Source organism: Inquilinus sp. OTU3971, from assembly GCF_038440215.1.
In genome coordinates, this window is the sequence record NZ_JASATH010000077.1 from 25,941 (window position 1) to 34,301 (window position 8,361).

Below are 8,361 nucleotides of genomic sequence, written 5' to 3' on the forward strand. Positions count from 1 at the left end.
TGGCGGTCTCCACGCATTATATAATCCCCTGACCAAGGGATTGTTTTTGAGGAACGGCCGAATGCCCGCGGCTGTTGAACCCACTGGAGAGTCGGTCTTCACCGCCGCGGAGGTGCCGGCGATCCTGAGGCTTGCCCGGGTTCGGGATCACCGCCTGGTGACCAAGCGCGATGTCGACAAGCTGATCGATCAGCACATCGTTCCAAGGCCTTACGCCTTCGTGAAGAATTCGAAGCGTTGGCTGAGAACCCGGGCGATCCACGTGGCGGCGGCGGAGTTCGACCTTCGTCGTGAACTGCCTATCCCGGCCGTGCGGCATCAGGGCCTTCGAGACTATCTCCGCTTTGGCATGTCCGAGCTGTGGGTATCGGACAATGTGAGGATCAACCTCAAGGGATCGATTGGGCGCGTGGATACGGCAATACAGCGGTACAAACGCCTGATGGGCATGATCGTCGTCGACCCGAATGTCCAGAGAGGCGAGCCTGTGATTCGCGGTACGCGCATCACGGTCCACACCATCGCCGAGATCGCGAGGCAGGGTGCCGGGACAGATGAGATCCTGCGGGACTATCCGGCGCTCGATGCCGAGAAGATCGAAGCGGCCTGTCTGTATGCGGACGCCCATCCGAGGCGGGGTCGCCCCGCCCTGCCGAAGGGCTCGACGGAGGTTCTCCGGATTTCGGTGGACGACGTCGACAGGCGGTGGTCGGAACGTCGGTGAAGCTACTGATCGACGAAAATCTGAGCCCCGGCCTGGCAGAACTGGCGCGACAGCGCGGCCTTCATGCGCAGCACGTGAACGAAATCGGACTCAACGGAGCGGGTGATCCGATCCTCATGAAGAGGATCCTGGACGAGGAATGGATCCTGGTCACCAACAACGGGCAGGAGTTCCTTGCCCGATACGAGTCGAGAGCCCCGCTGCATGCGGGGCTCGTCATATTGATGGCCGCCAATGGCCGACGAGAACAGGAAGCGGCTTTCAAGGCCGCCGTGATCCATCTCGAGTCCTGCCATCCCGACCCGACCAACATTGCGATCGTCGTCGAGCGCAAAGGCGCAGACTTGTCGGTCAGATCCTATGAGTGGCCGGCACCGATCTGAGGCACCAGATCCGAACGCCACGCTGAGTTTGTCGACATCCCGTCCCGCCGGGTCTAAAGACGGGCGCATCCGCGTCCTGGAGCCGTTCCGATGATGACCGAAGCCGCCCTGCCGATCCGCCGCGCGCTGATCTCCGTCTCCGACAAGACCGGCATCGTCGAGTTCGCCCGGTTCCTGGCCGAGCGCGGGGTCGAGATCCTGTCGACCGGCGGCTCCTTCAAGGCGCTGGCCGAGGCCGGCATCCCGGTCAAGGAGGTCTCGGCCCATACCGGCTTCCCCGAGATCATGGACGGCCGGGTCAAGACCCTGCACCCGAAGATCCATGGCGGCCTGCTGGCCCGGCGCGACAGCGACGAGCATCTCGAGGCGATGACCGATTACGGCATCGCGCCGATCGACCTGCTGGTCTCGAACCTCTACCCGTTCGAGGCGACGATCGCGCGCGGCGCCAGCTTCGACGACGGCATCGAGAACATCGACATCGGCGGCCCGGCCATGACCCGCGCCGCCGCCAAGAACCACGCCTTCGTCGCCGTCGTCACCTCGCCGGTCGACTACGAGCCGCTGCGGCTGGAGATCGCGGCCAATGGCGGCACGCTGGGGCCGACCCGGCGCCGCCTGGCCGCCGCCGCTTTCGCCCGCACCGCCGCCTATGACGCCGCCATCGCCGGCTGGTTCGCCGAGGTCGAGGGCGAGACCTTCCCGCCGCGCCTGTCGCTGTCCGGCAAGCTGGCCGAGACGCTGCGCTACGGCGAGAACCCGCACCAGGCCGCTGCCCTGTATCTCAGCGGCCCGTCGGTGCCCGGCCCGGCCACGGCCGAGCAGGTGCAGGGCAAGGAGCTGAGCTACAACAACATCCTCGACGCCGATGCGGCCTTCGAGGCGGTGTCGGAGTTCACCGAGCCGGCAATCGTCATCGTCAAGCACGCCAACCCCTGCGGCGTCGCCGTCGCCGCCACGCTCGGCGAGGCCTATGCCAAGGCGCTGGCCTGCGACCCGATCAGCGCCTTCGGCGGCATCATCGCCGCCAACCGGCCGATCGACGCCGCCACGGCCCAGGCGATCACCGCGCTGTTCGCCGAGGTGGTGATCGCGCCGGATGTCGAGCCGGAGGCGGCCGCCGTGTTCGCCGCCAAGGCCAATCTGCGGGTGCTGAAGACCGGCGCGGTGCAGGACCCGACGCAGCGCCGCCGCATCCTGCGCAGCGTCGCCGGCGGCTTCCTGACCCAGACCCGCGACGATGCGGCGCCGGAGGCGTCGGAGCTGAAGCTGGTGACCCGCAAGGCGCCGACCCCGGCGCAGATCGAGGACCTGCTGTTCGCGACCCAGGTGGCCAAGCACGTCCGCTCCAACGCCATCGTCTTCGCCAAGGGGCGCGCCACGGTCGGCATCGGCGCCGGGCAGATGAGCCGGGTCGACAGCGTCAAGATCGCGGTGGCGAAGTCGGCAGAGGCGGCCAAGGCCGCCGGCGAGACCGGCTCGCGCATCGCCGGCTCGGTGGCGGCGTCGGAAGCCTTCTTCCCCTTCGCCGACGGCCTCCTGGCCCTGGTCGAGGCCGGCGCCACGGCGGTGATCCAGCCCGGCGGCTCGATGCGCGACCGCGAGGTGATCGACGCCGCCGACCAGGCCGGCATCGCCATGGTGTTCACCGGCCGCCGGCACTTCCGTCACTAGTCGCACATCGCCCGCACCGCCTGCCACTCGGCGTCGGTCATCGCCGGAGCGCCGGTCGTGTCCGGCGTGTCGAGCAGGCCGCGTTCCGCCAGCGGCGGATGGGTGGCCAGGAAGGCCGGCCCATCCCCGGCCCTGTCCTTCGCCAGGCGGAGGAACAGGCTGGACAGGCCGTCGCGGCGCAGCCCGGCGCCGGCCAGCAGCTGCAGCGCGGTCTCGTCCGCCTCGCGCTCGAAACCGCGGGAATAAGACAGGGCCATCAGCTCCGACCCGGCCTGGCCGAGCCGGCTGAGATCCGAGCCGCCGGTCAGCATTGCCAGGATCGACAGCCCCTGCTGGCGGATGATGGCCTGCAGCCCGTGCCGGTGCAGCACATGCCCCATCTCATGCGCCAGCACGCCGGCGAACTCGTCCGGACCCTGCATCCGGTCGATCAGGCCGCGAAACATCAGGATCCGGCCGCCCGGCGCCGCCAGGGCGTTGGGCACGGTGCTGTCCAGCACCTCGATCCGGAACCGGTACGGCGTCTCCCGGCCGGCCACGAGGCGCCGCACCAGCGCATCCACCGCCGCCCGGCCCTCCGGCTCGCTGCAGGCGTCCGGATGGCGCAGCATCAGCCCGATGCTGTCCGCCACGGAATCGCCCAGCGAGACCTCGTCCTCGACCGGCACCAGCGTGGCGACCGACGCCGACAGCCGCGGCAGCAGGAGCAGCACGGCACCGACCACCGCGGTCAACCCCACCGTCCAGATCAGGATGGTCCGCCCGCTGCCGGCCTCGGGCAACCGCAGCGGGGCGCCGGCCGCGCGCAGCCCTGGCAGGGCGGCCGGGTCGTCCAGGGCCAGCCGGGCGTCGCCCTGCCCGGATCGCAGCCGGACCGGCCCCTTCGCCCGGCCCGCCAGCTCCAGCGACGCCAACGGCCATTCGGCGAGGACGGCACCGTCCTCGGCCGCGATCACCAACCGGTCGGCGGCGACCACGGCGCGGACGAGCGTGACATGGGCTGTCCTGCCATCCGAATACCGGCCGGACCAGGGCCCGTGGATCAAAGCCCGCCGCCGTCGAGCAGGGCGAACAGCCCTTCCCCGGTGCGCGGCCCGGCGTCGGAGGATTGGGCCACCGCCTCGAGGTCCAGCGCGCCGCCGATCGCCATGGTCTCGCAGCTCGCCTTCAGCACCGGATGGCCGAGCACGATGAAGCTGATCGTCGGCGCCAGTGCCACATAGATCCAGATGCCGACGATCGAGAGCGTGGATGCATGCTGCGGCGGCATTCGCGTCCGCCACGCCTCCAGGAAGTCGAAGATGGTCGGCAGCAGGAGGGCGACGAAGAAGACCACGGTGATGACGGCCAGCAGGATCACCGGCCCCAGCACATCGCCCAGGCGCAGGCGGCTGTCGAGCTTCAGCCCGGCGACGCTGATGCTGGAGGACCAGGTGCGGAACTCGCGCACCCGATACCACACCAGCATGACGCCCAGCGTCGGCGCGGCCAGCAGCATGGTCAGCACCCAGGGCCAGATCAGCGTCGCCCCGCGCGCCTCCATGCGGAAGGGCACGGTGCCGTAGCGCGCGTTGTTGACGATCGTCCGGGCCTGCCAGGTCCGCAGCAGCGGCAGGCAGATGCCGAGCGTCGCCACCGCCAGCAGCGAATAGCCGATGGTGCCCTTGACGAAGCTCCAGGACCCGCCGTCGAGGCCGAAGCGGATGCCGCGCCACAGCGTGCGCGACAGGCGGTAACGCGTGGCGAGGTAGACCGCCGCGACCGCGAGCACCGACAGGATCAGATAGAACGCCAGCGGCGCCAGCTGCAAGACCATCCCGGACCGCAGCAGCCTGGCCATGACGAAGGTGATGCCGAACAGCACCGCACCCACGCCGATCAGGATGGCGATGGCCTTGAGGAAGCCGAAGAACAGCTCCTTGCCGGTGCCGGTGTATTCGAAGGGCTCGCCGTCGACGCTGGTCGCCCCCCAGACCGCCCGCCGGATCTGCGTCCGGCCCCAGAAATTGTAGATGCCCAGCGTCAGCAGCGACAGCAGCATCGTCTTGAGGAACAGGCCACCGATCCCGAACCGGCTGCCGTCGTAACCCACGCGCCCCGTCCGGGGCGCCACATCGTCAATCGCCATTTTGAAAATAACTCCCCGCAAATTCCGACAATATTCCTGGAAGCGGGAAGATCTGTCAAATTGTATCTATCAGCCCCGCGCCGGTTCCCGCACCGTCGCCACGATCAGCCCGCCGAGCGCGAACAGGGCGATGATCGTGGCCATGCCGGCGCGCTGGCTGGCGAAGGCGGCGGTGGCGCCGGCGAACAGCCAGGGGCCGAGGAAGCCGGTGGCGCGGCCGGTCAGGCCGTAGAGGCCATAGGCCTCGCCCTCGCCGCCCGGCGGCGCCATCCGGCCCATCAGGGTGCGGCTGGCCGCCTGGGCCGGCCCCAGGAACAGGCCCAGCACCAGGGCCAGGCCGATGAACCAGTAGGGGTCGGTGACCAGGATGATCGGCACGCCGAGGAGGACGAGCCCGACGATCGAGATCAGGATCGTCGGCTTCGACCCGATCGCGTCGTCGACCCAGGCGAACAGGATCGAGCCGATGCCGGAGGTGACGTTGAGCCCGATCGCGAACAGCACCAGCTGGCCGAAATCGAGCCCCAGCGCGCCTGCGGCATAAATGCCGCCGAAGGCGAACAGCATGTTGAAGCCTTCACGGTAGATCGCGCTGCCGACCAGGAAGCGCACCAGGTTGCCCTGCCCCGGCAACGACTTCAGGGTGCGCCAGAGATCGGCCAGGCCGCGGTGGATCGCGGCCCCGATCGGGGCGCCGCCCGGCCGCTCGCGGACCAGCAGCAGCAGCGGCAGGGCGAACGCCACCCACCACAGCGCCACCAGCGGCCCGGTGGCGCGCGGGCCGGCGGACTCCACCGCCGGCAGCGGCAGCAGCGGCGCCGCCCCGCCGAAGCCGATCAGCCCGAACAGCGCGATCACCAAGCACACCAGCCCGCCGAAATAGCCGAGCCCCCAGCCCCAGCCGGAGACGCGGCCGAGCATGCCCGGCGGCGCCACGTCGATCAGCAGGGCGTTGTAGAAGACGTAGGACAGCTCGAAGGCGATGGAGGCGAGGCCGACCAGCAGCATCGCCGGGATGATCCAGGACGGGTCCGGCACCGCGAACCAGAGCAGCGCCGTCGGCACTACGGCCGCGGCGACGCAGGCGGCCAGCCAGGCCTTGCGCCGCCCGCCATGGTCGCCGACCGCGCCCAGCACCGGACTCAGCAGCGCGACCACGATGCCGCCGGAGCCGACGGCGACGCCCCACAGCGCCGCGCCGTGGTCGGCGTCGCCGACGATGCCCTTGGTGAAATAGACCGAGAAGACGAAGGTGCCGATGACCGTGTTGAAGGCGCTCATCGCCCAGTCATAGAGGCACCACCCGAAGATCGCGGCCCGCGAGTTTGCGCGCGGGACTGAGGCGGCCTCGGCGGTCATGGACAATGCCTCCGATGCGCCGGAACGGATGTTTTAAATCCTCCCCCTCCCCTTGCGGGAGGGGGCAGGGGGAGGGGGTTCACGACGGGACAGCGATGCCCACAAGCATGGGACGAAGCGATGAGCCGATCAGGCCTGAAGCGCCGGTGATCTTCGCTCGACAGCCCCCTCCCCCTCCCCCCCTCCCGCGAGGGGAGGGGGAGAATCAAATCTTTACCCCCAAGGCCCCCGGCCCTGGGCCGGCGCCATGCCAGCCATCCGCTGCAGCGCGGCGACGCGGTTGGCGGTCTTGGGGTGTGTCGAGAACAGGCTGTCGACCGCATGGGCGTGGAGCGGATTGATGATGAACATGTGGGCGGTGGCGGGATTCCGCTCCGCCGCACCGTAGTCGATCCGCTTCGAGAACGCCTCGATCTTTTCCAGGGCCGAGGCCAGCCACAGCGGCCGGCCGCAGATCTCGGCCCCGACCCGGTCGGCCTCGTATTCGCGCGAGCGGCTGATCGCCATCTGCACCAGCATGGCGGCCAGCGGCGCCAGGATCACGGTCAGGATCACGCCGATGAAGCCGAGCGGGTTGTTGCGGTTGTCGCCGCCGCCGAAGAACAGGCCGAAATTGGCCAGCATCGACAAGGCACCGGCGATGGTCGCGGTGATCGTCATGATCAGCGTGTCGCGGTTGCGGACATGCGCCAGCTCATGTGCCATCACCCCCGCCACCTCCTCGGCCGACAGCCGGCTCAGCAGGCCCGTCGTCGCTGCGACCGCGGCGTTCTGCGGGTTGCGGCCGGTGGCGAAGGCGTTGGGCTGGTCGGTGTCGATGATGTAGACCCGCGGCATCGGCAGCTGCGCCTGCTCGGCCAGCCGGGCGACCAGGTTGTAGAAGTCGGGCGCGGTGCGGGCGTCGACCTCGCGCGCATTGTGCATGCGCAGCACCATCTTGTCGGCGTTCCAGTAGGCGAACAGGTTCATGCCCACCGCCACCAGCAGCGCGATCATCATTCCGCCCTGCCCGCCCAGCAGCCACCCCGCCGCCATGAACAGCGCGGTGAGCGCCGCCAGCAGCATCGCCGTGCGGATGTAGCCCGACATCGATTCCTCCGTTGCTCTCGTCCCGGGATCAAATGGCCCCGGCCCGCTTCCGATCAAGCCTGGACTCCGCGGCCCCGCCTCGCCATATCGAGGGGATGAGCGAGACCCCGAAGCCTTTGTCGCCCGAGGAGTTGGCCGAGCGCGCCGACCCGCGCACCGGCGCGCCGGTCGAGATCGTGCCGCAGAAGCCGGGCGAGATCGGCGGCCCGAAGGGCCTGGAGCCGACCCGCTACGGCGACTGGGATGTGAACGGCCGCTGCTCCGATTTCTGAACCCCTAGGCCGCCGGCAGCGTCACGGTCGATCGGAACTTCGACGCCAGGTGCGGACCTGACAGCACGGGAGCGTATCTGGGCGTCTCGCCCGGCCCGAGGCAGGTCGGCAGGCAGGCGATCTCCGCATCCCAGTTCGGCTGATGGAAGAAGGCGATCGACTGGCGCCGGGTCGATCCCGTCGCGTCCGGCGGCGGGTTGACGACGCGATGCAGGGTCGAGCGCCAGCGGTCGTTGGTCCAGCGCGCCATCAGGTCGCCGAGATTGATCACGAAGCCGCCCGGCACCGTGGGAACGGCATGCCACGCCCCGTCCGGCCCCTGCACCTCCAGCCCGCCCGGCGCGTCCTGCGGCAGCAGGATGGTCAGCGAGCCGTAATCGGTGTGGGCGCCGGCGCGCAGCTGCCCCGGCTCGGGCGGCACCGGCTGATCCGGGTAGTTCAGTAACCGCAGCGCGCTGATCGCGCGGTCGATCCGGCTGTCGAAGAAGGTCTCGGGCAGGGCCAGGCCGAGGGCGAACAGGCGCATCAGCCGGCCGGCGAGTTCGGACAGGGCCTGGTAATAGGCCAGCATGGCGTCGCGAAAGCCGGGCGGCTCGGCCGGCCACAGATTGGCGGCCCAGGCGAAGGCGACCGCGTCCGCCGAGTCGGGCGGCGGCGTCAGGTCGGCCGGGCCGATCGAGAAGCTCTCCTTCAGGTCGGGCGGCCGCCGGGGGCCCCCCCCCCCCGGCCCGC

9 protein-coding genes are annotated in these 8,361 nt (G+C 69.7%); 4 read left to right on the forward strand and 5 right to left on the reverse strand.

Going from position 1 to position 8,361, the window contains the following annotated elements:
* Positions 1 to 61: 61 nt before the first annotated feature.
* The 3 genes from AAHM41_RS19750 to purH all read left to right on the forward strand — a co-directional run bounded on the left by AAHM41_RS19750 (position 62) and on the right by purH (position 2,781).
* Positions 62 to 724 carry a DUF433 domain-containing protein gene (locus AAHM41_RS19750; RefSeq protein ID WP_342238286.1) on the forward strand — a complete coding sequence of 221 codons (663 nt, stop codon included), beginning with the start codon at positions 62 to 64 and terminating at the stop codon, positions 722 to 724.
* A complete protein-coding gene (locus tag AAHM41_RS19755) occupies positions 721 to 1,107 on the forward strand; it encodes a DUF5615 family PIN-like protein (protein ID WP_342238287.1) in 387 nt (128 codons plus the stop codon). Before AAHM41_RS19750 ends, AAHM41_RS19755 begins: the two co-directional genes overlap by 4 nt.
* Positions 1,108 to 1,200: 93 nt before the next feature.
* Entirely contained in the window at positions 1,201 to 2,781 is a 1,581-nt protein-coding gene (gene purH / locus AAHM41_RS19760) for a bifunctional phosphoribosylaminoimidazolecarboxamide formyltransferase/IMP cyclohydrolase (RefSeq protein ID WP_342238293.1), read from the forward strand.
* Here purH and AAHM41_RS19765 read toward each other — a convergent pair.
* The 4 genes from AAHM41_RS19765 to htpX all read right to left on the reverse strand — a co-directional run bounded on the left by AAHM41_RS19765 (position 2,778) and on the right by htpX (position 7,357).
* Entirely contained in the window at positions 2,778 to 3,827 is a 1,050-nt protein-coding gene (locus tag AAHM41_RS19765; protein ID WP_342238288.1) for a M48 family metallopeptidase, read from the reverse strand. The two genes, purH and AAHM41_RS19765, sit on opposite strands and share 4 nt — an antisense overlap.
* Positions 3,824 to 4,909, reverse strand: coding sequence for a DUF898 family protein (locus AAHM41_RS19770; protein ID WP_342238289.1), 1,086 nt, complete (start codon positions 4,907 to 4,909; stop codon positions 3,824 to 3,826). The genes AAHM41_RS19765 and AAHM41_RS19770 overlap by 4 nt, the downstream gene beginning before the upstream one ends.
* Positions 4,910 to 4,978: 69 nt before the next feature.
* Positions 4,979 to 6,268 (reverse strand): MFS transporter, encoded by a 1,290-nt coding sequence (locus tag AAHM41_RS19775; protein ID WP_342238290.1) that lies wholly within the window; start codon positions 6,266 to 6,268, stop codon positions 4,979 to 4,981.
* 213 nt (positions 6,269 to 6,481) lie between these two features.
* Positions 6,482 to 7,357 (reverse strand): zinc metalloprotease HtpX, encoded by an 876-nt coding sequence (gene htpX, locus AAHM41_RS19780; protein ID WP_342238291.1) that lies wholly within the window; start codon positions 7,355 to 7,357, stop codon positions 6,482 to 6,484.
* A 95-nt stretch (positions 7,358 to 7,452) separates the two neighbouring features.
* Between htpX and AAHM41_RS19785 the strand changes: the two genes are divergently transcribed.
* On the forward strand, positions 7,453 to 7,629 hold the full coding sequence (locus AAHM41_RS19785; protein ID WP_446719466.1) for a DUF1674 domain-containing protein: 177 nt from the start codon (positions 7,453 to 7,455) through the stop codon (positions 7,627 to 7,629).
* A 4-nt stretch (positions 7,630 to 7,633) separates the two neighbouring features.
* Here the strand turns inward: AAHM41_RS19785 and AAHM41_RS19790 are convergent.
* Positions 7,634 to 8,361 (reverse strand): isopenicillin N synthase family dioxygenase (locus AAHM41_RS19790; protein WP_342238292.1); only part of this gene is annotated, 728 nt, incomplete at its 5' end.